Source organism: Cellulosimicrobium sp. CpK407 (genome assembly GCF_051844275.1).
Taxonomy (GTDB): domain Bacteria; phylum Actinomycetota; class Actinomycetes; order Actinomycetales; family Cellulomonadaceae; genus Cellulosimicrobium; species Cellulosimicrobium cellulans_G.
Genome location: NZ_JBGNYC010000061.1, coordinates 1 through 25,029, shown reverse-complemented (window position 1 = coordinate 25,029; position 25,029 = coordinate 1). Strand labels below are relative to the sequence as shown.

At 74.0% G+C, this 25,029-nt stretch carries 16 protein-coding genes and 1 riboswitch; of the genes, 10 read left to right on the top strand and 6 right to left on the bottom strand.

Annotated features, from left to right (window positions below):
- Positions 1 to 3 precede the first annotated feature (3 nt).
- The gene (locus tag ABWU78_RS18910; protein WP_353707862.1) at positions 4 to 621 is read right to left on the bottom strand and encodes a hypothetical protein; all 618 of its coding nucleotides are present in this window, start codon (positions 619 to 621) and stop codon (positions 4 to 6) included.
- A gap of 146 nt (positions 622 to 767) precedes the next feature.
- Between ABWU78_RS18910 and purN the strand changes: the two genes are divergently transcribed.
- Both purN and purH read left to right on the top strand, forming a co-directional pair.
- Positions 768 to 1,424: a phosphoribosylglycinamide formyltransferase gene (gene purN / locus ABWU78_RS18905; protein WP_439159193.1), complete on the top strand. Its 657-nt coding sequence runs from the start codon at positions 768 to 770 to the stop codon at positions 1,422 to 1,424.
- Positions 1,425 to 1,450: 26 nt separating this feature from the next.
- Positions 1,451 to 1,539: riboswitch (ZMP/ZTP riboswitch) on the top strand.
- Between the two features lie 59 nt (positions 1,540 to 1,598).
- Positions 1,599 to 3,248 carry a bifunctional phosphoribosylaminoimidazolecarboxamide formyltransferase/IMP cyclohydrolase gene (purH, locus tag ABWU78_RS18900; protein ID WP_353707864.1) on the top strand — a complete coding sequence of 550 codons (1,650 nt, stop codon included), beginning with the start codon at positions 1,599 to 1,601 and terminating at the stop codon, positions 3,246 to 3,248.
- Positions 3,249 to 3,309: 61 nt separating this feature from the next.
- Here purH and ABWU78_RS18895 read toward each other — a convergent pair whose 3' ends face one another.
- Positions 3,310 to 4,686, bottom strand: coding sequence for an NAD(P)/FAD-dependent oxidoreductase (locus ABWU78_RS18895; RefSeq protein ID WP_439159192.1), 1,377 nt, complete (start codon positions 4,684 to 4,686; stop codon positions 3,310 to 3,312).
- A 54-nt stretch (positions 4,687 to 4,740) separates the two neighbouring features.
- Here ABWU78_RS18895 and ABWU78_RS18890 point away from each other — a divergent pair, with 54 nt between their 5' ends.
- Complete coding sequence (locus tag ABWU78_RS18890) at positions 4,741 to 5,169, top strand: DUF3017 domain-containing protein (protein ID WP_439159191.1); 429 nt, start codon at positions 4,741 to 4,743, stop codon at positions 5,167 to 5,169.
- Between the two features lie 127 nt (positions 5,170 to 5,296).
- Here ABWU78_RS18890 and ABWU78_RS18885 read toward each other — a convergent pair whose 3' ends face one another.
- Positions 5,297 to 6,370, bottom strand: a complete 1,074-nt coding sequence (locus ABWU78_RS18885; RefSeq protein ID WP_439159190.1) for an MIP/aquaporin family protein — start codon at positions 6,368 to 6,370, stop codon at positions 5,297 to 5,299.
- 372 nt (positions 6,371 to 6,742) lie between these two features.
- Between ABWU78_RS18885 and ABWU78_RS18880 the strand changes: the two genes are divergently transcribed.
- The 5 genes from ABWU78_RS18880 to ABWU78_RS18860 all read left to right on the top strand — a co-directional run bounded on the left by ABWU78_RS18880 (position 6,743) and on the right by ABWU78_RS18860 (position 19,991).
- Positions 6,743 to 7,960 (top strand): NADP-dependent isocitrate dehydrogenase, encoded by a 1,218-nt coding sequence (locus ABWU78_RS18880; protein WP_439159189.1) that lies wholly within the window; start codon positions 6,743 to 6,745, stop codon positions 7,958 to 7,960.
- 142 nt (positions 7,961 to 8,102) lie between these two features.
- The gene (locus ABWU78_RS18875; protein WP_439159188.1) at positions 8,103 to 9,089 is read left to right on the top strand and encodes a malate dehydrogenase; all 987 of its coding nucleotides are present in this window, start codon (positions 8,103 to 8,105) and stop codon (positions 9,087 to 9,089) included.
- 161 nt (positions 9,090 to 9,250) lie between these two features.
- On the top strand, positions 9,251 to 12,901 hold the full coding sequence (locus ABWU78_RS18870) for an ATP-binding cassette domain-containing protein (RefSeq protein WP_439159187.1): 3,651 nt from the start codon (positions 9,251 to 9,253) through the stop codon (positions 12,899 to 12,901).
- Between the two features lie 257 nt (positions 12,902 to 13,158).
- A complete protein-coding gene (gene pulA, locus ABWU78_RS18865; RefSeq protein ID WP_439159186.1) occupies positions 13,159 to 19,350 on the top strand; it encodes a pullulanase-type alpha-1,6-glucosidase in 6,192 nt (2,063 codons plus the stop codon).
- Positions 19,351 to 19,508: 158 nt separating this feature from the next.
- Positions 19,509 to 19,991, top strand: coding sequence for a GNAT family N-acetyltransferase (locus ABWU78_RS18860; protein ID WP_439159185.1), 483 nt, complete (start codon positions 19,509 to 19,511; stop codon positions 19,989 to 19,991).
- A gap of 30 nt (positions 19,992 to 20,021) precedes the next feature.
- Here the strand turns inward: ABWU78_RS18860 and purU are convergent, their stop codons facing one another.
- Positions 20,022 to 20,873 carry a formyltetrahydrofolate deformylase gene (gene purU, locus ABWU78_RS18855; protein ID WP_253051428.1) on the bottom strand — a complete coding sequence of 284 codons (852 nt, stop codon included), beginning with the start codon at positions 20,871 to 20,873 and terminating at the stop codon, positions 20,022 to 20,024.
- 176 nt (positions 20,874 to 21,049) lie between these two features.
- On the opposite strand from purU, the gene ABWU78_RS18850 reads away from it, so the two are divergent.
- Complete coding sequence (locus ABWU78_RS18850; protein ID WP_253050905.1) at positions 21,050 to 21,568, top strand: GNAT family N-acetyltransferase; 519 nt, start codon at positions 21,050 to 21,052, stop codon at positions 21,566 to 21,568.
- A gap of 12 nt (positions 21,569 to 21,580) precedes the next feature.
- Here the strand turns inward: ABWU78_RS18850 and ABWU78_RS18845 are convergent, their stop codons facing one another.
- Together ABWU78_RS18845 and ABWU78_RS18840 are read right to left on the bottom strand one after the other, a co-directional pair.
- Positions 21,581 to 22,381, bottom strand: coding sequence for an ATP-binding cassette domain-containing protein (locus ABWU78_RS18845; RefSeq protein WP_439159184.1), 801 nt, complete (start codon positions 22,379 to 22,381; stop codon positions 21,581 to 21,583).
- The gene (locus ABWU78_RS18840) at positions 22,378 to 23,589 is read right to left on the bottom strand and encodes an ROK family transcriptional regulator (protein WP_308202269.1); all 1,212 of its coding nucleotides are present in this window, start codon (positions 23,587 to 23,589) and stop codon (positions 22,378 to 22,380) included. Before ABWU78_RS18840 ends, ABWU78_RS18845 begins: the two co-directional genes overlap by 4 nt.
- Positions 23,590 to 23,832: 243 nt before the next feature.
- Here ABWU78_RS18840 and chvE point away from each other — a divergent pair, with 243 nt between their 5' ends.
- The gene (chvE, locus tag ABWU78_RS18835; RefSeq protein WP_353707873.1) at positions 23,833 to 24,960 is read left to right on the top strand and encodes a multiple monosaccharide ABC transporter substrate-binding protein; all 1,128 of its coding nucleotides are present in this window, start codon (positions 23,833 to 23,835) and stop codon (positions 24,958 to 24,960) included.
- Positions 24,961 to 25,029: the final 69 nt, after the last annotated feature.

Genomic DNA, 25,029 nt, shown 5'->3' with positions numbered 1-25,029 from the left:
TCGTCACGACGACGCGGGGGCCGGCGTGGGGAACCAGCGGGCGAACTTCTCCTCGAGAGCCTGGGTCCGCTCGACGTCGCAGCGCTTCTCGGCCGAGACCGTGATCGCGCCGTCCAGGCACTGCTGGTGCGCCAGCGCGACGTCCCACGTGACGAGCGTCGAGACCATCTGCAGCGCGAGCATCGCGGAGAGCCCGACGCCGATGCCCAGCGCCGGGACGAGCGCACCACGCACCCGTGCCCGCCACACCGCCACGAGCGCGCGGACGCCCACGACGATCGCCCCGAGCGCGAGCGCGAGGCTCACGGCCTGCCACGGGAACGGCATGGTGCTCACGACGATCACCGCGAGCAGGAGCAGGCCGAAGTGGAGCACGCGCCGCGTCGCCTGCCGCGCGAGCTCGGGGTCCGGCTCCGCGGGCTCGGGCGGTGCCGGAGGACGGCCGCCCCCGGGCGTCAGCGGGTCCGGCCGGCCGGGCGGGGGCGGTGGGAGGGGCGTGCCCGGGCCGGAGCCCGGTGGGACCGGAGCGCCCGGACGCGTGCCCTCCTCCGGCGGCTGCGGCGACTCCGGACGAGGGTGCTGCGGCGCGTCGGGACGGGGCGGTGCGTACGGGTTGCCCACGGGCAGCTCCTCGGTCGGTCGGGCGGCTCGCGGTACATTCTCCCATCGGAGACCGGGTGCCCGGGAGGGCGCCCTCCCTGTTCCGCCGAGCCCGACGCTCGAGCCACCTGAGCCGCCCCGAGCCACCCCGAACCCGCAGGAGCACCGTGCAGACGCCGTCCGGCCACCCCGTCGAGTCCACCTCCGCCGCCCGCGTCGTCGTCCTCGTCTCGGGCGCAGGCTCCAACCTCGCCGCGATCCTCGCCGCGCACGACGACGCCGCCTACGGGGCGCGCGTCGTGGGCGTCGTGTCGGACAAGGCCGACGCGGGCGGCCTCGACCTGGCCCGCGAGGCCGGGATCGCCGCCGTCGTCGTGGCCCCGGGCGACTTCGACGACCGGGCCGCGTGGAACGAGGCGGTCGCGCAGGCCGTCGACGTCTTCCGGCCGGACCTCGTGGTGCTCGCCGGGTTCATGCGCATCCTCGGTCCGGCATTCGTCGGGCGCTTCGCCGGCCGCACGATCAACACGCACCCGGCGCTCCTGCCGTCGTTCCCGGGCGCGCACGGCGTGCGGGACGCGCTCGCGTACGGCGTCCGCGTCACCGGGTGCACCGTCCACGTGGTCGACGACGGCGTGGACACCGGCCCGATCATCGCCCAGGTCGCCGTCCCGGTCGAGGACGGCGACGACGAGTCGTCGCTCCACGAGCGCATCAAGGTCGCGGAGCGCGCGCTCCTCGTCGAGACGGTCGGCCGCGCCGCGCGCGAGGGCCTGCGCGTCGAGGGCCGCCGGGCCGTCGTCGGGCGGTCGGCGGGCGCCTGAGCCGCCCGCGCGGCACCCGGTAGACTCGTCCCGGACGCGACTGGCGAGGGTGGGAACGACCACCGGGGAGCGGCCGGATCTACCTGCTGGAGCGTCGACCGCCTGGGCGCCTGGGTTCTGCCTCGCGTCGGCGTCCGTCGACGCGGCGACCGCGACCCAGAGGAGCCCCTCGTCATGTCCCACCCGGCCCCGCACGTGCCCTCCGCCCCCGACGTCCAGCTCGCCGACGACGCGCAGCGCCCCGTGCGGCGCGCGCTCCTGAGCGTCTACGACAAGACGGGCCTCGTCGAGCTCGCGACCGCGCTCCACGCGGCGGGCGTCGAGCTGGTCTCCACCGGCTCCACCGCGTCGACGATCGCCGCCGCGGGCGTGCCCGTGACGAAGGTCGAGGACCTCACCGGGTTCCCCGAGTGCCTCGAGGGCCGGGTCAAGACGCTCCACCCGCGCGTGCACGCCGGCATCCTCGCGGACTCGCGCAAGGCCGACCACCTCGCGCAGCTCGACGAGCTCGGCATCGCGCCGTTCGAGCTCGTCGTCGTCAACCTCTACCCGTTCGCCGCGACCGTCGCGTCCGGCGCCGGCCCCGACGAGGTCGTCGAGCAGATCGACATCGGCGGTCCCTCGATGGTCCGCGCGGCCGCGAAGAACCACCCGAGCGTCGCCGTCGTCGTGGACCCGGCCCGGTACGACGACGTCGTCGCCGCCGTGCAGGAGGGCGGCTTCACGTTCGCCCAGCGCAAGCGCCTCGCGGCGCAGGCGTTCGCGCACACCGCGCAGTACGACGTCGCCGTCGCGTCGTGGTTCGCGTCGTCGTACGCGCCCGACGACGTGGCCTTCCCCGCGTTCACGGGCGCCACCTGGGAGCGGGCCGACGTCCTGCGCTACGGCGAGAACCCGCACCAGCAGGCCGCGCTGTACACGCACTGGCGCGGCGGGCTCGCCACGGCGACCCAGCTGCAGGGCAAGGCGATGAGCTACAACAACTACGTGGACGCCGACGCCGCGCGCCGGGCCGCGTACGACCACTCCGGCCCGGCCGTCGCCGTCGTCAAGCACAACAACCCGTGCGGCGTCGCGACCGACGACGACATCGCGGCCGCCTACCGCAAGGCGCACGCCACCGACCCGGTCTCCGCGTACGGCGGCGTGGTGGCGGCGAACCGGGTGGTGACGACCGAGCTCGCGGAGGCGCTCAAGCCCGTGTTCACGGAGGTCGTCGTGGCACCGGGCTACGAGGACGGCGCGCTCGAGATCCTCGCGGCGAAGAAGAACCTGCGCGTCCTCGTGCTCCCGGAGGGCGCGCAGAGCGACCCCGTCGAGTTCCGTCCGATCTCGGGCGGTCTGCTCGTCCAGACGGTCGACCACATCGACGGCGTCGTGACCGCGGAGGACGGCACCGTCACCGGCGGCGACGACCCGCAGCACTGGACCCTCGTGACGGGCGAGGCCGCCGACGACGCGACCCTCGCGGACCTCGCGTTCGCGTGGCGCGCGATCCGCGCCGCCAAGTCCAACGCGATCCTCCTCGCGCGCGACGGGGCCGCCGTCGGGGTCGGGATGGGGCAGGTCAACCGCGTCGACTCGTGCCGTCTCGCGGTCGAGCGCGCCAACACCCTCGCCGACGGCGAGGAGCGTGCGCGTGGCGCCGTCGCGGCGTCCGACGCGTTCTTCCCCTTCGCCGACGGCCTCCAGATCCTGCTCGACGCGGGCGTCCGCGCGGTCGTCGCCCCGGGCGGGTCGATCCGCGACGCCGAGGTGATCGAGGCGGCGCGCGCCGCGGGCGTGACGATGTACTTCACGGGCACGCGCCACTTCGCGCACTGACACGGCCCTGCTCGACGGCCCCGCCGGTCTCCGGACCGGCGGGGCCGCCGCGCGCCGGGCGTCAGACCAGGGCGTCGCGGAGGCGCCGGGTCGGGTCGAGCGCGACGTCGAGGTCGACGCCGAGGCGGCCGGCGCGGTTCATCGCCTTGCGGACCGGGCCGACGTCGCGCGGCGAGTCGACCAGGAGGACCGCCCGGACCTCGGTGACCCGACGCTCCGGGCCGCCGTCCGCCGTCGTGCCGCCGTCCGAGGTGGAGCCGGAGGTCGTCCCCGGGGCGAGGTAGAACGCGGCCCAGCCCTCGTGGCCGGTCGGGCCGCCGGACGGGTCGCCGCGGAAGAGCACGTCGTCGGCCTCGTCGGGCACGCCGAACAGGGCGAGGTCGTGCCCGAGCTGCTGGGAGAACACGTACGGGGCGTGCCCGGGAGCGTCGGGCTCGTCGCCGAGCAGCGCGGCGACGGTCGCGTCCGGGTCGTGGAGGGCGGCGGACCAGTGGCCACCGGGCACCGCGCCGAGCAGCGGGTGCTCGCGCGTCGCGCAGTCGCCGACGGCCCAGAGCCCGGCCAGCCCCGGCACGGCGCCGGTGGCGTCCACGGGCACGCTGCCGCGCACGTCGCGCGGGACCGTGCCGTCGAGCCAGTCCGTCGCGGGGCGGGCGCCCACGGCGGCCAGCACGAGGTCGGCCGTCAGCTCGCGCCCGTCGGCGAGCCGGACGCCGTCGGGCCGGACCTCCGCCACCGCGGCACCGGTCACGAGCTCGGCGCCGACGGCCGCGTACCAGGGCGCGAGGTGCGCGCCGACGGCCGGACCGAGCTGGCGCCGGAGCGGGGCGGGAGCGGCCTCGAGGACCGTGACGTGCGCCCCCGCGCCGGCGGCGACCCCTGCCAGCTCGGCGCCGATCCAGCCCGCGCCCACGATCACGAGGCGGAGCCCCGGTCGCAGCGCGCCGCGGAGGGCCTCGGCGTCCCGGACCGTGTGCAGGAGGCGGGCGTGCTCCCAGCCGTCGGGCCGCACGGGCGTGGAGCCGACCGCGAGCACCACGGCCGCCGCGGCCCGGCGCTCGCCCGACCGCGTCGTGATCTCCCAGACGGCGCCGTCGGGCGTCGCCCGGCGCTCCAGCCGCACTGCCGGGTCGGCCAGGCGCACCTCGTCGGCGAGCGCCTCGACGTCGATGCCGAGGTCCTCGGCGAGCCACGCCGGGCCCGGGCGGCTCAGGAGCTCCTTCGAGAGCGGTGGCCGGTCGTAGGGAGGCACGCCCTCCGCGCCGAGCAGCGTCACCCGCCCGGCGTACCCCCGACGCCGGAGCGCGCCGACGGTCTGGGCGCCGGCGAGCCCCGCGCCCACGACCACGACCGACGCGGGCGGTCCCGGGTCTGCCGCGGGAGGGGACGCGCGGTGCGTGGTAGGTGGCGGGAGGACCGGCGGCTCGGCGGACGACATGCACGTCACGCTAGGCCACGACGGTAGGCTTCCGGACGTGGAAGGTGCAGCAGCGTGACCGACGTCACCGCGGACGGGGGGACGCGGCACCGGCCGCCGGCGACGCTCGTGCCGGCGTGGCACCACGTCGACGACGAGCCGGGAGACGACGGGCGCCCCGCGGGGGCGCGTCCCGACGACGAGGCCCGGCCCCCGGTCCCGGAACCCCCTGCGAGCCTCGCCCCGTCGCGTCAGCCGGCGATGTGGCTCGTGCTCGCGGGCGTCGCGGTGTCGACGCTCGTCGCGGTGCTCGTCGGTGCGCGCGCCGGCTGCTTCACGCTCGCCGGGCTGCTCGCGGTGGCCGGCGTGTGCCGCGCGGCCGTCCCGGGCCCGGGTCCCGTGGGGATCACCGTGCGCTCCCGCGGGCTGGACGTCTTCTTCTTCCTCGCGCCCGCGGTCGTCATGGCGTTCCTCGCGCTGACCCTCGACCAGGGCGAGATCTGACCCGTCGCGGGCGCCTGCCCACGCCCCCCGGGAGGGGCCGGGGGGGCGACCCTCCGGACGCGGTGCCGCGGACGACGACGGGCCCGGACCGCGGTCGCGGTCCGGGCCCGTCGGGGCGTGCGGGACGTCAGGCCTTGGGGGCCTCGTCCGTGCCGGGGGCGTCGTTCGTCGCCGGGGCCTCGGGCTCGTCCGCCTCGACGACCTCGACGACCTCCTCGACCGCGACGACGTCGCCGTTCTCGTCCGTGACGACGACCTCCTCCTCGACCACGGCGGCGGCCGCGCCCGCACCGGCCGCGCCGGCCGCCGCGGAGTACGCCGGGGCCCCGGTCTCGGCCAGCGTGACGACCTGGTCCTCGCCGAGGAGGTCGTCCTGCTTGGGGGCGAAGGCGAAGGCACGGTAGAACAGGCCCGCGATCGCGGCGCCGAGGAGCGGGGCGACCCAGAACACCCACTGCTGCTTCCACAGGTCCCCGTCGCCGGCGAAGACCGCCGAGGCCATCGAGCGTGCCGGGTTGATCGACGCGTTGGTGATCGGCGCGGCGACCAGGATGAGGGCGGTCAGCGTGAAGCCGATCACGACGGGCGCGTACTGGACGCTCGCGCGCTTGTCGGTGACGCCGAGGATCACGCCCACGAACACGGCGGTGACGATGGTCTCGATGAGCAGCGCCTGCACGAGGCCGAACTCCGTGCCGCCCTGCGACGCCGTCGAGAGCGAGGAGAAGCTGCCGTAGCCGTTGGCGGTCGCGACGAACACCCCGCCCCGGCCGTCCTGGCCGAGGAGCTGCGGGAGCGTGGAGGGCACGGTCGCGAGCAGGACGAGGCCGGCGAGGAGCGCGCCGACGAGCTGCGCGACCCAGTACGGCAGGACGTCGCGCCACGCGGTGCGGCCGCCGATCGCGGCACCGAGCGTGACGGCCGGGTTGAAGTGGCCACCGGACACGTTGCCCACGGCGGCGGCGCCCGCGACCACCGCGATACCACCGGCCAGGCCGACGGCCAGGGCGTTCTGCTGGCTGACGAAGGTGTACAGCGCCACACCCACGATCGCGAGGACGAGGAAGAACGTGCCGAAGACCTCGGCGCCGAGACGCGCGAGGAGGCTCGGCTGGACGACGGCGACGGCCTCGGTGGGCGCGGGACTCGGGTCCTCGACGAAGCCCTCCGGCGCGCCGGGAGCGGTGGTGTCCTGGGACATGATGATCCTGTCTGGTTCGGTGGGTACTTCGGGCAGTCCCGGGCCCGGCCGCCACGGTGCGGCACCGGGAGGCGGTCGGGACGACGGCACGATGCCTGACCGAGCGCCCGGCCATTCCGGCATCTGGGGGCATCTTGCCACCACCACCCGGGAGAAGTGTGGAAATCGGCGGTGCCCCACCTGAGAACGGACGGTCCGTCTCACGATGCGGTCGGGTGACGGGAGCCCCGAAAGTATCTTGACGTCGAGAAGTCGAGTACCCTGGACCGCGGTCAGCAACGCCCCTGTGTGCGACGGACCGGGCCCGACGGGCCGACGGTCGCCGTCCGGCTCCCGGGGGCACCAGTCCCCGACAGTTGGAGCGATCTGCGCATGGGCAAGATCAAGGTCGTCAACCCGGTCGTCGAGCTCGACGGCGACGAGATGACGCGCATCATCTGGCAGTTCATCAAGGACCGCCTCATCCACCCGTACCTCGACGTGGACCTCAAGTACTACGACCTGTCGATCCAGAACCGCGACGCGACGGACGACCAGGTCACCATCGACGCCGCGCACGCGATCAAGCAGTACAACGTGGGCGTCAAGTGCGCGACGATCACGCCCGACGAGGCGCGCGTCGAGGAGTTCGGCCTCAAGAAGATGTGGGTCTCGCCGAACGGCACGATCCGCAACATCCTCGGCGGCGTCGTCTTCCGCGAGCCGATCATCATCTCCAACATCCCGCGCCTCGTGCCGGGCTGGAACAAGCCGATCATCATCGGCCGTCACGCCCACGGCGACCAGTACAAGTCGACGAACTTCAAGGTCCCCGGCCCCGGCAAGATCACGATGACGTTCGAGCCGGCCGACGGCTCCGAGCCGCAGAGGTTCGAGGTCGTGACCATGCCCGAGGAGGGCGGCGTCGCGATGGGCATGTACAACTTCAACGAGTCGATCCGCGACTTCGCGCGCGCCTCGTTCGCGTACGGCCTCCAGCGCGAGTACCCCGTGTACCTCTCGACGAAGAACACGATCCTCAAGGCCTACGACGGCGCCTTCAAGGACATCTTCCAGGAGGTGTTCGACGCCGAGTTCGCCGAGGCGTTCGCCGCGAAGGGCCTCACGTACGAGCACCGCCTCATCGACGACATGGTCGCCTCGGCCATGAAGTGGGAGGGCGGCTACGTCTGGGCCTGCAAGAACTACGACGGCGACGTCCAGTCCGACACCGTCGCGCAGGGCTTCGGCTCGCTCGGCCTCATGACGTCGGTCCTCATGACCCCGGACGGCCAGACCGTCGAGGCCGAGGCCGCGCACGGCACCGTGACGCGCCACTACCGCCAGCACCAGCAGGGCAAGCCGACGTCGACGAACCCGATCGCGTCGATCTTCGCCTGGACGCGTGGCCTCATGCACCGCGGCAAGCTGGACGGCACGCCCGAGGTCACCGAGTTCGCGCAGACGCTCGAGGACGTCGTCGTCAAGACCGTCGAGGCCGGCCAGATGACCAAGGACCTCGCGCTCCTCGTCGGCCCGGACCAGGAGTGGCTGACGACCGAGGACTTCCTCGCCGCGCTCGACGAGAACCTCAAGGCGCGCCTGGGCTGATCGCCCTCCGCACGCCCGACGGCGGCGCCCCCTCGTGCAGGGGGTGCCGCCGTCGTCGTCCCCGGACCCTGGCGGCGGGGTGCGCCCCGCGGGCGCGCCGCTCCGCGCGTCCGGGCGGGTCGCGTTGTGGGAGAGTGAGCGCATGACTTCCCCCGTGAACGTGACGGTGACCGGCGCGGCCGGTCAGATCGGTTACGCCCTGCTCTTCCGTATCGCGTCGGGCCAGATGCTCGGCCCCGACACCCCCGTGCGCCTGCGCCTCCTGGAGATCCCGCAGGGCGTCAAGGCCGCCGAGGGCACCGCGATGGAGCTCGACGACTGCGCCTTCCCGCTGCTCGCCGGCATCGACATCTTCGACGACCCGACCGCCGCGTTCGAGGGGACGAACGTCGCGCTGCTCGTGGGCGCGCGCCCGCGCGGTCCGGGCATGGAGCGCGGCGACCTGCTGGAGGCCAACGGCGGCATCTTCAAGCCGCAGGGCCAGGCGATCAACGCGGGCGCGGCGGACGACGTGCGCGTCCTGGTCGTCGGCAACCCGGCGAACACGAACGCGCTCATCGCGGCGTCGAACGCGCCGGACGTGCCGAAGGACCGGTTCACCGCGATGACGCGCCTGGACCACAACCGCGCGCTGACGCAGGTGGCCAAGAAGGCGGGCGTGCCGGTGTCGGAGGTGCGCAAGGTGACGATCTGGGGCAACCACTCGGCGACGCAGTACCCGGACATCTTCCAGGCGGACGTCGCGGGGACCCCGGGCGCGCGGCTCGCGGAGGACCGCGAGTGGCTCGAGGGGACGTTCATCCCGACGGTCGCGAAGCGCGGCGCGGCGATCATCGACGCGCGCGGCGCGTCGTCCGCGGCGTCGGCCGCGAACGCGGCGATCGACCACGTGCGCGACTGGGTGCTCGGGACGCCGGACGGCGACTGGACGAGCGCGGGCGTCGTGTCCGACGGGTCGTACGGCGTCCCGACGGGTCTCATCTCGTCGTTCCCGGTGGTGTCTCGCGGCGGGTCGTGGGAGATCGTCCAGGGCGTCGAGCTGTCGGAGTTCTCGCGCGGGCGCGTCGACGCGTCGGTCGCGGAGCTCCAGGAGGAGCGGCAGGCCGTGGAGCAGCTCGGGCTCGTCTGAGCCGGGCTCCGGTCCCGTGGTCCGAGGCACGGTCCGGACCGCGGGACCGGGGACGCTCCGGGGGCCCGGACGGGAGCGGCGGTGCGGGGCGTCCGGGGATGGGTGACCGAGCGGAAAATCGCTGCGCCGGCGGGGGTGCCGCGCCGTAGGGTCGACGGGCCATGATCGACGCCACCCTGCCGACCGAGCAGCCCCCGAACCCCCCGACCACCCCGGACCCCACCCCGGCGGCGGGTGCGTCGCGCGCACCCGTCGACCCCGCCCGCCGCCTGGACTGGCGGCGCCTGCGCGGGCCGCTGGCCGTCGTCGCCCTCGTCGCGCTCACGCTCGGAGCGGTCGGTGCCGCGCTCGGGACCGTCATCGCGGGCTGGCTCGCCGACGACCCGACGACGGCGACCCTCCAGCTCCTCGCGCTGTGCGTCGTCGGTGCCGCGCTGCTCGACACCGTCGGCCAGGTCGTGTGGGCCGGCGTCGTCGACCGCGCCGAGGGGCGCCTGCGCGGCGACCTGCTCACGGCCGCCCTCCACCAGCCGCTCGCCACGCTCACGGAGCAGGCGGTGGGCGAGGTGCTCGACCGCGTCGACGACGACACGCACGCGGTCGGCACGCTAGTGCGCCGCCAGCTCTGGGGCGCGGGCCGCACGGTCGTCGGCGTCCTGCCGATGTGGGTCGTCGCGGGCCTGACCTGGTGGCCGGCGTGGATCCTCTTCCCGGTGCTCGGCGCGGTCGCCGCGGTGATCGTGCGCCCCATGCTGGGCGAGATCGCGCGCCGCAAGGTGATCGAGGAGGCCGCGTGGACGGACCACGCCGCGGCGTTCGAGGAGTCCGTCGCGGCGCGCGACGACCTGCGCACGAGCCTCGGCCAGTCGTTCGCGGTCCGGCGCCTCGCCGAGCGCTCGGCCCAGGTGCACCGGAAGTTCCAGGCCGTGCTCGTGATCGAGTCGCGCATGCTGCGGCGTGCCGGGCTCGTCCTCGCGTCGCTGCTTGCGGGCGTGGCCGTCGCGGGCGCCGCGCTCGCCGCCGACGGCGACCTGGGCGTCGACCGCCTCGTCACCCTGTTCCTCGTGACCGCGATGTTCGTGGGCCAGGTGGACAACCTGGTCCACCACCTGCCGGACATCCAGGAGGGCATCGGGGCGCTCACGCGCATCCGGCAGATGCTCGCGGTCGAGCCCGAGCCGACGGGTGGGCGCACGCTGCCCGCCGGACCGGTGGGGATCGAGCTGCGCGACCTCCACTTCTCCTACGCCGAGGGCACGTTCGCGCTCGACGGCGTGAGCCTGCGGGTGCCCGCAGGCGAGACGGTCGCGCTCGTGGGGCGGACGGGGTCGGGCAAGTCGACCCTGGCGTCCCTCCTCTCGCGCGCGGTCGAGCCGCCGCGGGGCGCGGTGCTCGTGGGCGGCGTGGACGTGCGCGACCTCGACCTGCAGGCGCTGCGCGCCGCGGTGGGGGTCGTGACGCAGCGCACCGAGATCCTCGCGGGCACGCTCGCGGAGAACGTCGCGCTCTTCGCCGACGTGCCGCGCGCCGACGTCGAGGCCGCGGTGCACGAGCTGCGCCTCGACGACTGGGTCGCGGGCCTCCCCGACGGCCTCGACACGCTGCTCGGACCCGGTGGCACGTCGCTGTCGGCGGGGGAGGAGCAGCTCGTCGCGTTCGCGCGGCTGCTCGTCCGCGACGTGCAGGTCGTCGTGCTCGACGAGGCGACCGCGCGCATGGACCCGCTGACCGAGGCGCGCGTCGTCGCGGCCTCGGAGCGGCTGCTCGCCGGGCGGACGGGCGTGCTCGTCGCGCACCGCCTGACGACGATCGAGCGGGCCGGGCTGCTCGCGGTCCTCGACCACGGGCGGGTCGTGCAGCAGGGCGAGCGGGCGGCGCTCGCCCGCGTCGCGGGCCCGTACCGCGACCTGCTCGCCGCGAGCGTCGCCGAGGAGACCGGGACGGGCGTCGTCGGCGCGCACCCCGGTGCGGGCGAGGCCCTGCTCGACGACGACGGCGCGCGCGACGTGTCGCCCGTCCCGGGCGCGTCGGGCCGTCCCGGCGACGCCGACGGCGCGGCTGCGGACCGGGCGGCGGAGTCGGTCGGAGGCCGCCGACGGCGTGGCACGCCGCCGGTCCTCGCGGACCCCGGCGACGGGCCCAGCCTCGCTCGCGGGGTGCTGCACGCGCTGTTCGTGCGCCCCGCGTGGGGCGTCGTCGGCGCCCTGCTGTTCCTCGTGACGAGCCTCGTCTCGGCGCAGGGCGCCGTCACGGGCTTCCTCTGGGGCCGCGCCGTGCAGGACCTGGACGAGGGGTTCCCGGCGCAGCTGCTCGTGCCGCTCGCCGTGCTCCTCGTCCTCGCGCCCCTCTGCCTCGCGTGGGCGCTGTACGTCTACCCGCGCTGGTGGATCGAGGTGCTGCTGCGCGTGCGCATGGCCGTCATGGCCGGCCAGACGCGCCAGCACCGGCTCACCGCGACGCCCCCGGGCGAGGTGGTCGCGCGTGCCATGGACGCCGACCGCTTCGTCCGGTACGCGGACCGGTGGGTCGACTTCGTCAACGGCCTCGTCGTCGCGGGGGTCACGGCGCTGCTCAGCGGGTCGTGGCTCGCGGGCGCGGTGCTGCTCGCCGTGATGGTCGTGTCCGCGGCGGCGTCCGCGCTCGGGCGCCCGATCGCGGGCCGGTCGGCCACGCGGTCGTCGGCGGCGCGCGCCCGGTTCGGGCGGGCGCTGGTCTCGGCGCTCGACTCGGCGCGCACGGTCAAGCTCGCCGCCCGGACGCCGCAGGTGCACGCGCACCTGCGCGAGGTCGACGGGGGGCGCGTGCGGGCCGCGATCTTCGAGCACCGGGTGCAGGCCGCGCTCGACGGCGTCCCGCTCGTGATGATCCAGCTCGGCGTCGTGGCGGCGTGGGCCGGGCTGCTCGCGGGCACGTGGGACCTCGCGACCGCGCTCCTGGTCGCCAACGCGGTGACCGGCTTCGGCTGGTTCGGCGTGGTCGCGGGGGCAGTCGTGACGGAGGCGCCGGGCACGCGCTCGTGGCAGCGCGCCACGAGCCGGTTCGCCGGGGGCACGGATCTCATGGACCTGCCGCCCGGCGTCGACCTCCTCACGGGCGAGGCCCCCGTGCCTGACCCGGGGCCGCGCCAGCCGCTCGAGCGGCTCGAGCTGTCCGACGTCACCGCGCTGCACGACGACGGCACGATCGGCGTCCAGGGCGTCGACCTCGCGGTGCGTCGCGGCGAGCTCGTCCTCCTGCTCGGGCAGGTCGGGGCGGGCAAGTCGAGCCTGCTCTCGGCGTTGTCGGGCCTCATGGAGCACACGGGGCACATCCGGTGGAACGGGACCGACGTCGTCGACGCCCAGACGTTCCTGCGGCCGGGACAGGTCGCCCACGTGGCGCAGGTCCCGCGTGTGCTCTCGGGGACGTTCGCCGACAACGTGCGCCTCGGGCACGAGCGCGACGTGCACGGCCCGGTCGCGGCCGCGCGCCTGGAGCGCGACGTCGTCGAGGCCGGGGGCCACGAGGCGCTGGTGGGCCACCGCGGCGTCCGGCTCTCGGGCGGCCAGGTGCAGCGGCTCGCCCTCGCACGGGCGCTCGCGACCGACGCCGAGCTCCTGCTCGCGGACGACGTCTCGAGCGCGCTCGACGCGGCGACCGAGATCGAGCTGTGGACCTCGCTCCGGGAGCGCGGGACCACGGTGATCGGCGCGACGTCGAAGCGTGCGGCGCTCGCGCGCGCGGACCGCGTCGTCGTGCTCGACGAGGGCCGCGTCGCGGAGGTCGGGCCGTGGCGCGACCTGGCACCGCGCTGGGGTCATCTGGCGGGCTGACCTCCCCTCCCGCTCCCCGCCGAACCCGGGGTCGCTCCTCACCGGACGTGTTCCGGTGGGGAGCGACCCCGGGTTCGGCGTCTCCGGGGTTTCTGAGTCTTGCTGCAAGTTTCTGCAACCAGTACAGTTCGGCTCAGCCGTACGCTGAGGAAGCCGCGGTCGACGTCGCCCGCTGCCGGTCTCGTCGTCCGTGGTCTTGCCGGCCCTGCCCGCTCACGCGTGCGGTCCCGCACCAGCCACCGGACGAGGGAGTCCTCATGACCTCCACGCCGCGACGTCGCCGCGTTCCGCGCATCCCGTCGCCCCACCCATCCGACCCGTCGCCCCGCCGTCCGCGCGGGGCCAGGACGACGGCGTCGGTCACCGCCGTCGCGCTCGCCACCTCGGGCCTGGCGGGCGTCACGCTCGCCGCGTTCGCCGCCCCCGCCGCGGGGGCCGACGAGCGCACGCTCGCCCTCGTGGGCGACCTCCAGTCCGAGCTCGGCTGCGCCGCCGACTGGGACCCCGCGTGCGCGGCGACCGAGCTCGCGCCCACCGACGCCGCCGGCGTCTGGTCCGCCGACTTCGAGGTGCCCGCGGGCACCTACCAGTACAAGGTCGCCTACGACGATGCCTGGGACGAGGCGTACGGGCGCGACGGCGGCCAGGACAACGCGCCCCTCGTGCTCGGCGGCGACGCGACCGTGCGCGTCACCTTCGACGAGTCGACCCACCGCATCGCGCTCACGCCGCTCGGGCTCGCGGGCGGCTACGACGAGGCGCAGGACGCCGACCTCGTGGTGCCCCCAGTGCGCCAGCCCGGGTCGGACGAGCGCTTCTACTTCGTCATGACCGACCGGTTCGCGAACGGCGACCCGTCGAACGACACGGCGGGGCTCGGCGACGACCCGCTCGTCTCCGGGTTCGACCCGACGAACAAGGGCTTCTACCAGGGCGGCGACATCGCGGGCCTGCGGCAGAACCTCGACTACGTCGAGGGCCTCGGCACGACGGCGATCTGGCTCACGCCGTCGTTCAAGAACCAGCCGGTCCAGGGCACGGGCGCCGACGCGTCGGCGGGCTACCACGGCTACTGGATCACCGACTTCACGCAGATCGACCCGCACCTCGGCACCAACGCCGAGCTCGAGGCGCTCATCGACGAGGCGCACGACCGCGGGATCAAGGTCTACTTCGACATCATCACGAACCACACGGCCGACGTGATCGACTACGAGGAGAAGCAGTACGCGTACGTCGACCAGGCCACGTCGCCGTACCGCGACGCCGACGGCACCGTGTTCGACCCGGCGGACCACGCGGGCACCGGCGACTTCCCGGCGCTGGACGCCGCGACGTCGTTCCCGTACACGCCGGTCGTCCCCGCGGGCAAGGAGGACCTCAAGGTCCCGGCCTGGCTCAACGACCCGACGCTCTACCACAACCGCGGCAACTCGACGTGGACCGGGGAGTCCGTGACGTACGGGGACTTCGACGGCCTCGACGACCTCATGACCGAGCACCCGACGGTCGTCGACGGGTTCGTCGACGTCTACCAGGACTGGATCGACCTCGGCATCGACGGCTTCCGCATCGACACCGTCAAGCACGTGAACTTCGAGTTCTGGGAGACGTGGACCACCGAGGTCCTCGACTACGCGCACGCGCAGGGCAAGGACGACTTCTTCATGTTCGGCGAGGTGTACGACGCCGACGCGGCGAAGCTCTCGCCCTACGTGCGCAAGACGGACATGAGCTCGACGCTCGACTTCACGTTCCAGTCCGCCGCGACGAGCTTCGCGAGCGGGAACAGCGCCAAGGGCCTCGCGTCGCTCTTCGCGAGCGACGACATGTACACGACGCCCACGACGAACGCACAGGCGTTGCCGACGTTCCTCGGCAACCACGACATGGGCCGCGTCGGGTACATGCTCGCGAGCACGGACGACCCGCTCGCGCGCGACGAGCTCGCGCACGACCTCATGTACCTGACCCGCGGGCAGCCGGTCGTGTACTACGGCGACGAGCAGGGCTTCGCGGGGACGGGCGGCGACAAGGACGCGCGCCAGACCCTGTTCGCGACCCAGGTCGACGAGTACGCCGACCAGCCGCTCGTCACCGGCGAGCAGGCGGGCAGCGTCGACCGCTTCGGCACGGACGCGCCGCTGTACGCGCACATCGCCGGGCTCGCCGCGCTGCGCGAGGCGCACCCGGCGCTGGCCGACGGCGCCCAGGTGGAGCGCTACGTCGAGAACGGCGCGGGCGTGTACGCGTTCAGCCGCGTCGATCGCGAGGAGAAGATCGAGCACCTGGTCGCACTGAACAACGCGGCGCAGGAGCGGACGGCGACGTTCACGACCCTCACGCCCGGCGCCTCGTACGAGGTGCTCTACGGCGAGCAGGCCGCCCCCGTCACCGCCGACGCCGACGGCGTGGTCGCGCTGACCGTCCCGGCGACGGGGACCGTCGTGCTGCGGGCCGACCGCGAGGTCGGCGCGGACTCGTCGGGCGAGATCGCCGTCACCGTGCCGCGGGCCGGGGGAGCGGTCACGGGCGTCGCCCCCGTGACGGCCACGGTCGACCCGGACGCGTGGGCCGAGACGTCGTTCGCGTGGCGCGAGGTCGGGAGCGCCGAGTGGCACCCGCTCGGCACCGCCGAGGACACGGCGCCGCGCGTCTTCCACGACGTCGCGGGTCTCGCCGACGGCACGCTCGTCGAGTACCGCGCCGTGACGACCGACGCCGACGGCGACCGCGCCGCCGCGTCCACGTTCGCGAGCGTCGGGGTCGACGTGAGCGGGGTCGTGGGCGAGGAGCCCGAGCCCGAGATCGACCTCGTGACCGTGCCCGGCAGCCACAACGCGGCCATGGGCTGCGCGGGCGACTGGGCCCCGGCGTGCGAGGCCGCGCAGCTCACGAAGCGCGCCGACGGCGTCTACGCGGGCACGTTCGACATCCCGGCCGGGACGTACGAGTACAAGGTCGCGCTCAACGGGTCGTGGACCGTGAACTACGGCGTCGGCGGTGTACAGGACGGTGGCAACGCGACGTACACGACGACCGGCGGCCCGGTGACGTTCTACTGGGACCCGGTGAGCAAGGACTTCTCGAGCACCGCGCAGGGGCCGATCGTCACGCTCGCGGGCTCGTTCCAGGACCAGGTCGGCTGCCCCGGCTCGTGGGCGCCCGACTGCCTCGCCTCCTGGCTCAAGGACCCGGACGGCGACGGCGTCTACACCTGGTCGACCGACCGCCTCGCGGCCGGCGCGTACGAGGCCAAGGTCGCGCACGGCCTGAGCTGGGCCGAGAACTACGGCGTCGGCGGCGCGCGCGACGGGGCGAACTACCAGTTCTCCGTCGGCGATGGAGAGCAGGTCACGTTCTCCTACGACCTCGCGTCCCACGTCCTGACGATCGACGTCGCGAACCCGCCGCTCCCCGGCACCGGCCAGCAGGCCGCGCACTGGGTGCGCGAGGGCGTCGTCGCGTGGCCGGGCGACCTCGGCACGGGCGACGAGTGGACCCTGTGGTCCGCCCCGGAGGGCGGGCTCTCGGTCACCCCGGGCGGCGCCGACGGCGAGGTGCAGGCGCCGGAGGGCACGGCGTCGTACACGCTCGAGGTCGACCCGTCGGGCCTGCCCGACGACGTCGCCGCCGAGTTCCCGGCGCTCGCCGGGCACACCGCGCTGCGCGTGCTCGACGACGGCGAGCCGCTCGACCGCGCGGAGGTCGAGGCGGCGCTCACCGGCCAGCTCCTCGTCACCCGGGCCGACGGCGGCGCGCTCACGGCCGCGACCGGGGTCCAGGTGCCGGGCGTCGTCGACGACCTGTTCGCGCAGGACGCGGCCGAGCGCGAGCTCGGCGTCTCGTGGCACGCCAACGGCAAGTGGGCGTCGTTCGCGCTGTGGGCGCCGACGGCGAAGGCCGTCTCGGTGCTCGCGTGGCCCGCGGGGGCGTCGCTCGACGACGACCCGCGCCGGTTCGAGGCCGCCCGCCAGGCCGACGGCACGTGGACCCTCGACGGCAAGGCGGCCGACAAGAAGCTCGGCGGCGCGGCCGTCGGCTGGAAGGGCGCGCGCTACCTCTACGAGGTGCGCGTCTACGTCCCGAGCACGGGGAAGGTCGAGACGAACGTCGTCACCGACCCGTACTCGGTGGGCCTGACGCTCGACTCCACGCACTCGGTGGCCGTCGACCTCGACGACCCTGCGTTCCGTCCGAGCGCCTGGGAGGGCACGCCCGCCCCGGTCGTCGAGCGGGCGGTGGACCAGACGATCTACGAGCTCCACGTCCGGGACTTCTCGATCTCCGACGAGACGGTCCCGGCGGAGCGGCGCGGCACGTACCTCGCGTTCGCGGAGACGGACTCGGCCGGCATGACGCACCTGCGCGAGCTCGCGGACGCGGGCGTCACCACGGTGCACCTGCTCCCGACGTTCGACATCGCGTCGATCCCCGAGGACCGTGCTGCCCAGGCGACCACGGGCGACCTCTCCGGGTTCGCCCCGGACTCGACCGAGCAGCAGGCCGCGGTCGCGGCGGTGCAGGCGCAGGACGGCTTCAACTGGGGCTACGACCCGTGGCACTTCAGCACGCCGGAGGGGTCGTACGCGGTCGACGCGGACGGCGGCGCGCGCGTGGCCGAGTTCCGCACCATGGTCGGTTCGCTCCACGGTGCCGGGCTGCAGGTCGTGCTCGACCAGGTGTTCAACCACACCGCCGCGAGCGGACAGGACGCGAAGTCCGTCCTCGACAAGGTCGTGCCGGGCTACTACCACCGGCAGAACCCGACCACCGGCTCCGTCGAGACGAGCACGTGCTGCCAGAACGTCGCGACCGAGCACGCGATGGCGGGCAAGCTCATGGTCGACTCGGTCGTCACGTGGGCGAAGGACTACCGCGTCGACGGGTTCCGCTTCGACCTCATGGGCCACCACTCGAAGCAGAACATGCTCGACGTCCGGGCCGCGCTCGACGAGCTCACGCTCGCCGAGGACGGCGTCGACGGGAAGTCCGTCTACCTGTACGGCGAGGGCTGGGACTTCGGCGAGGTCGCGGGCAACGCGCTGTTCGAGCAGGCCACGCAGGGCCAGCTCGGCGGCACGGGCATCGGGACCTTCTCCGACCGGCTGCGCGACGCCGTGCACGGCGGCTCGCCCGTGGACGGCGCCACGACGTTCACGCAGGGCTTCGGCACGGGCCTCGGCACCGACCCGAACGGGCAGCCCGCCCGGGCGGGGGAGCCGGGGACCGTGAACGACGGGTCCGCGGACGAGCTCGCCGACCTCGGTCACCAGACCGACCTCGTGCGTCTCGGCCTCGCGGGCAACCTGCGCGACTACACGCTCGTCACGTCGACGGGCGAGGAGAAGCGCGGCGACGAGATCGACTACCGCGGGGCGCCGGCCGGCTACGCCGACTCGCCCGAGGAGGTCGTGACCTACGTCGACGCGCACGACAACGAGACGCTGTTCGATTTGCTGACGCTCAAGCTCCCGGCCGACACGCCGATGGACGAGCGCGTGCGCATGAACACGGTCTCGCTCGCGACCGCGGCGCTCTCCCAGACGCCGTCGTTCTGGCACGCGGGCACGGACCTGCTGCGGTCCAAGTCGCTCGACCGCAACAGCTACGACTCGGGCGACTGGTTCAACGCGATCGACTGGACCGGTCAGGACAACGGCTTCGGCAAGGGCCTGCCGATGGCGGCCGACAACGAGGACAAGTGGCCGCTCATGGCGCCGCTCCTCGCGGACCCGGCGCTCAAGCCGTCGCCCGACGACATCGCCACCGCGTCGGCGCAGGCGCAGGACCTCCTGCGGCTGCGGCACTCGACCGAGCTGTTCCGGCTCGGCGACGCGGACCTCATCCGGGAGAAGGTCACCTTCCCGGACGCCGGGACGGACCAGGTCCCGGGGGTCGTGGCGATGGCGGTGGACGACACCGTCGGCACCGACGTCGACCCCGCGCTCGACGGGCTCCTCGCCGTCTTCAACGCCTCGCCGGACGAGGTCACCGTCCCGCTGTCCGCGCTCGCGGGCCGCGAGTACGTGCTCTCGCCGGTCCAGGCCGAGGGGAGCGACGACGCCGTGCGCGGCACCACGTGGGACGCGGCGTCTGGGACCGTCACGGTCCCGGCGCGCACCGTCGCGGTGCTCGTCGAGCCGCAGGCGGGCGGCGACCTGCCCGTCTCCGTCGAGGTGCAGCCCCGCTGCCTCGCGGGCAAGGCGTACGTCGCCGTCCGCGCGACGAACGACGGCGCCGTGCCGGTGGACGTCCGGCTCGCCACGCCGTTCGGCGAGAAGGCCGTCGCGGACGTCGCGCCCGGCAGGAACGCCTACCAGTCGTTCGCGACGCGCCAGAAGGCGGTCGCGGCCGGCGAGGCCACGGTGACCGCCACCGCGGTGGTCGACGGCGAGGAGGTCACCTCGACCTTCACCGTCGAGCACGAGGCGGTCACCTGCTCCTGAGTCGAACGCCGAGGTAGAGCCCTGGTCATCACCAGGGCTCTACCTCGGCGCACCTCGGCTCTACCTCGGCGGGGCCTCGGGTCTCCCTCGGTCGGCCGCGGCCTTCCTCGGGACGTCCCCGTGCTCTCCCGGCGGGGCGGGTGCTACGGTCGCGAGCCGTGACCACCTCGCCCCGGCCCGCCGTCCGCCCGACGGCGGGGCTCGTGTTCCGCACGGCCGTCGCCGCCGACCTGCCCCGCGTGGTCGAGCTCATCGCCGACGACGAGATTGCGCGCGCCCGCACGGGCGACGTCGGCCCGGAGCACGAGGCGGCGTTCGCCGCGATCGACGCGGACCCGAACAACGCCCTGGTCGTCGTGGAGCGCGACGGCGAGGTCGTGGGCACCATGCAGCTCACCGTGGTCCCGGGCATCTCCCGGCGCGGAGCCTCCCGGCTGCTGGTCGAGGCGGTGCGCGTCGACCGCCGGCTGCAGGGCCAGGGCGTCGGCCGGGCCATGATGGCGTGGGCACACGCGTGGGGGCGGGAGCGCGGCTGCGCCCTCGCGCAGCTCACGTCCGACAAGCAGCGCGACGACGCCCACCGCTTCTACCGGTCGCTCGGCTACGAGCAGTCCCACGAGGGGTTCAAGCTGCCGCTCTGACGGCGGCCGCGTGCGGCCGCCGTCAGGGCATCAGCGGAAGACGACCGTGCGGTGCCCGTCGAGGAGCACCCGGTGCTCGGCGTGCCACCGCACGGCGCGCGCGAGCGTCTGGCGCTCGACGTCCTCGCCGATCGCGACCAGGTCCTCGACGCGGCGCGAGTGGTCCACGCGCTCCACGTCCTGCTCGATGATCGGGCCCTCGTCGAGGTCGCCGGTCACGTAGTGCGACGTCGCGCCGATGAGCTTGACGCCGCGGTCGTGCGCCTGGGCGTAGGGCCGCGCGCCCTTGAAGCTCGGCAGGAACGAGTGGTGGATGTTGATGATGCGCCCGGGCATCTCGCGGCACAGGTCGTCGGAGAGGATCTGCATGTAGCGCGCGAGGACGACGAGCTCGACGTCGAGGTCGCGCACGAGCTCGCGCAGGCGCGCCTCGGCGTCGGCCTTGGTGTCCCTCGTCACGGGGACGTGGTGGAACGGCTTGCCGTAGAACGTCGCGATGTCCTCGAGGTCGCGGTGGTTGCCGACGACGCCCACGACCTCGATCGGCATGCCCTGGGAGCGCTCGCGGTACAGCAGGTCGACGAGGCAGTGCGGGGCCTTGGAGACCATGAGCAGCGTGCGGACCCGTCGCCCGACGACGTCGAGCTGCCACGTCATGGCGAACCGGGCCGCGACCTCCTCGACCGCCCGCTCCAGCTCGGCGCGCTCCGCGGCCGCGGTGACCTGCACGCGCATGAAGAACAGCCCCGAGAGCGGGTCGCCGAACTGCTGCGACTCCGTGATGTTGCCGCCGAGCCGCGCGAGGGCACCGGCGACGGCGTGCACGATCCCCGGCCCGTCCGGGCACGAGAGCGTGAGGACCCAGTGCGTGGGGTCGCCGATCGGGGTCTGCGCGGTGCGGAGCGCCGAGGTGTCGGGGACGTCGGCGCCACGGGGATCTGTCGTGGACACCCCTCAGAGGGTAGCCGCGTCCCGGCGGTGCCGGGACCGCCGTCCGGCAGCCCGACATCACCCGGACACGCGCGGTCGCGCCGCGCGATGTCTGACACGATGTCTTCATGAACGACGCGCAGATCACGACCCGCCTCGTCGACGACGCCGAGGCCGGTGAGCTCCTGACCCTGCGGCGGGCGGCGTTCGTCACCGAGGCGCAGCTCTACCAGGACCCCAACATCCCCCCGCTGACCCAGACCCTCCACGAGCTGCGCGAGGACCTCGCGCGCGAGGACGTCGTGACGATCGGCGCGTGGCTCGGCCCGCGCCTGGTCGGCTCGGTCCGGGTCGAGATCGAGGACAGCAAGGCGACGCTCGGGCGGCTCGCGGTCGCGCCGGACATGCAGGGCCGGGGCATCGGGACGCAGATGCTCTTCGAGGTGCTGCCCTATCTCCCGGAGCAGACCTCGGAGATCTGGGTCTTCACGGGCAAGGACTCCAAGCAGAACCTCGCGATGTACACCAAGCACGGGTACGAGGAGCAGTACGACAAGGCGGCCGGCGACCTCACCTACACCTACCTGCGCCGCATCCTGGGCGAGGCCGAGGCGCGCAACGAGTCGGACGCCGTCGGGCACGAGTAGTCCCGGGAGGCCTCAGCCGCGCCGTGGGTCCTGGGTGGCCGAGACCGACGAGTCGTGGCGCGGGGACGTGAGGGTCGAGGCGCCGGTGATCGCCGCGATGATCTCCTCGTAGCTGGCGTCGGGGCCGGAGAAGCTCCCGTTGTTCCGGCCGTGCCGCAGCACCTCGACCCGGTCCGCCACCGCGCGGACGTCGGTCATGTTGTGGCTGATGAGGATGACGGCATGGCCCATGTCCCGCAGCCGCAGGATGTGCGTGAGCACCTCGGCGGACTGCGCGACGGACAGCGCCGCGGTCGGTTCGTCGAGCACGACGATGCGGGGGGAGCCCAGGAGGGTGCGGGCGATCGCGACGCTCTGGCGCTGGCCGCCCGAGAGCGACGAGACCGGCACCCGTACCGACGGCACGCGCGCGTTGAGGTCGGCCAGCACGCGCCGCGCGGTCCCCTCCATGGTCGCCTCGTCGAGGCCCCGCCCCCGACGCAGCTCGCGGCCGAGGTAGAGGTTCGACACGACGTCGAGGTTGTCGCACAGGGCCAGGTCCTGGAAGACGGTCGCGATCCCGAGCGCGTGGGCGGCGGCCGGGGTCGGGATGACGACCGGGACGCCGTCGGACTCGATGAAGCCGGCGTCGGGCGTCAGCACGCCCGCGACGATCTTGGCGAGCGTGGACTTGCCGGCACCGTTGTCGCCGACCAGAGCGACGACCTCGTGCCGGTGGACCTCGAGCTCGACGCCGGTGAGGGCCTGGACGGCGCCGAACGACTTGTCGATCCCGTGCAGGGCGAGCGCCGGGACAGCAGGGCGGGTGGTCACGTCGGGTCACCTTCGGTGGGGGAGGGGGCGACCACCGGGCCGTCGGTGGCCAGGTCGGTCGCGGCGAGCGCGAGGGAGAGCGCGCCGAGGACCTCGGCGCGAGAGCCGAGGTCCGACGCGAGGACCTCGACGGGGGCGATGGTGTTCGGGACGAGGTGGCGGCGCATCGACTCGCGGAACGGGGCCAGCAGGACCTCGCCGGTCTCGGCGAGCTCGCCCCCGACGACGACCGCCTGCGGGTTCAGCGCCGTCGCCAGACCGGCCACCACGGACCCGATCCGGTCCCCCGCGTCGGCGACGACGCGGCGGCACCCCGGATCGCCGTCGAGCGCGCCCTGGACGAGGTCGTGCAGGGTGAGGTCCCCGTGGCTCGTCCGGACGAGGGCGAGCAGCGCGTCGGACCCCACGACGGTCTCGAGGCACCCGCGGTTCCCGCAGCGGCAGATCGGGCCGGCCGGGTCGACCTGCATGTGACCGATCTCGCCCGCCGTCCCGGCGTAGCCCCGATGGACTCGGCCCCCGAGCACGATGCCGGCGCCGGTGCCGTAGGAGGCGCGCACGAAGATCGAGTCCCGGTACCCGCGCGTCGCGCCGAGCTCGTGCTCGGCGAGCGCCGCGAGGTTCGCGTCGTTGTCGACCTTGACGGGCCGTGCGAGCCGCTTGGCGAGCACCTGCCCGACGTGGACGTCGTCCCACCCGCGCATCACCCCGCGCACGGAGATCATGCCGGTGTCCTCGTCGACCGGCGCCGGCAGGGCGACGCCGACGGTCAGCAGCTCGTCCGGCGCCGCACCGACGCGGTCCAGCATCTCGACGACGAGCAGGGCGGCCCGGTCCAGCCCGGTGTCGAGGCGGTGGTCGACGGGCAGGGGCATGTGCTGCTCGGCGAGGATCTCGCGCGTCGGGTCGGCGATCGCCACCGTGAGGCGGCGGCGCCCGAACTGGATCGCCGCGACGACGCCGAGCCGGCGCGCGAGCGTCACCATCTGCGCACGCCGCCCGGACCGGGACGCCGGGCGGGTGTCGACGACGCCCGCGCCGGTGAGCTCCTTGACGATCGTCGAGACGGTCGCTGTCGACAGCCCCGTCGCCTCGGCGAGCTCGACCTGGGTGAGACCCCCGAAGCGCCTCACCGCGTCGACGATGCGAAGTCGGTTCGCCTCTCGGAGGGACGCCTGCGACCCGGGGGTGGACCGGTCGCTGTTCACACGCGCAGGCTACACGGTGCGGCGCCGCGGAGGTCGGCCGCAGCGCGGATCCTCATGGCTTCGATGCTCGAACACAAAATGATTACGGGGTCTCTCGTGCGCTTGACCGGCGAACTCAAGCGCGGCTACGGTCCCTCCCAGCCCGTGGGAGCGTTCCCGTCCGACGACGGACGACCGCCCGGCGGAGCGCCGTGCCACCCGACCTCGGGGGTGCGGCCTTTCGACGACGAGAGGGAGACGACGATGACGTCATGGCGCAGCAAGGTCACCGCCTTCGCGGGGACCGCACTCCTGGTCGGTTCGCTCGCCGCGTGCAGCGCGGAGCGGGCGAGCGACTCGGGTGACGGCGCCTCGGAGGCCGCGGACTCGGGCGACACGCTCGTCGGCATCGCGATGCCGACGCGCAGCCTCGAGCGCTGGAACAACGACGGCGCACACCTGGAGGAGCTGCTCCAGGAGGCCGGCTTCGAGACGACCCTGCAGTACGCGGACAACAAGGTCGACCAGCAGATCACGCAGCTCCAGAACATGATCAACCAGGGCGCTGACGTCCTCGTCATCGCCTCCATCGACGGGACCGCGCTGGGCCCGGTCCTCGACCAGGCGGCGGAGAACGACGTCCCCGTCATCGCCTACGACCGCCTGATCAACGGCTCCGAGCACGTCGACTACTACGCGACGTTCGACAACGAGCTCGTCGGAACGCTCCAGGGCGAGTTCATCGTGGAGCAGCTCGGGCTCGCCGACGGCGCGGGCCCGTTCAACCTCGAGCCGTTCGCGGGCTCGCCCGACGATAACAACGCGAAGTTCTTCTTCAAGGGCGCGTGGGACGTGCTGAGCCCGTACGTCGAGTCCGGCCAGCTCGTCGTCCCCTCCGGCAAGGCGCCCGCCACGGTCGACGACTGGGCGTCGATCGGCATCCAGGGCTGGGAGTCCGCGAAGGCGCAGTCGGAGATGGAGAACCGGCTCAACTCGTTCTACACGGACAAGAAGGTCGACGTGGTCCTGTCGCCGAACGACTCGCTCGCGCTCGGCATCGAGCAGGCGCTCGAGGGCGCGGCGTACACGTCGGCCGACTGGCCGATCGTCACCGGCCAGGACGCGGACGAGGCCAACGTGAAGAACATGCTCGCGGGCACGCAGTCGATGACCGTCTGGAAGGACACCCGCACGCTCGGCGACCAGGTCGCGACCATGGTCGAGCAGATCGTCGACGGGGCCGAGGTCGAGGTCAACGACACCGAGACCTACGACAACGGGGTCAAGGTCGTCCCCTCGTACCTGCTCCCGCCGGAGGTCGTCACGGCCGACACGGTCCAGCAGAAGCTCGTCGACTCGGGCTTCTACACGGCCGAGCAGCTCGGTCTGTGACCCGGTCGGGGGGGAGCAGGACGCCCCCACCCACCAAGACGCCCCGCAAGCCCCCGGGGCTGACAGACA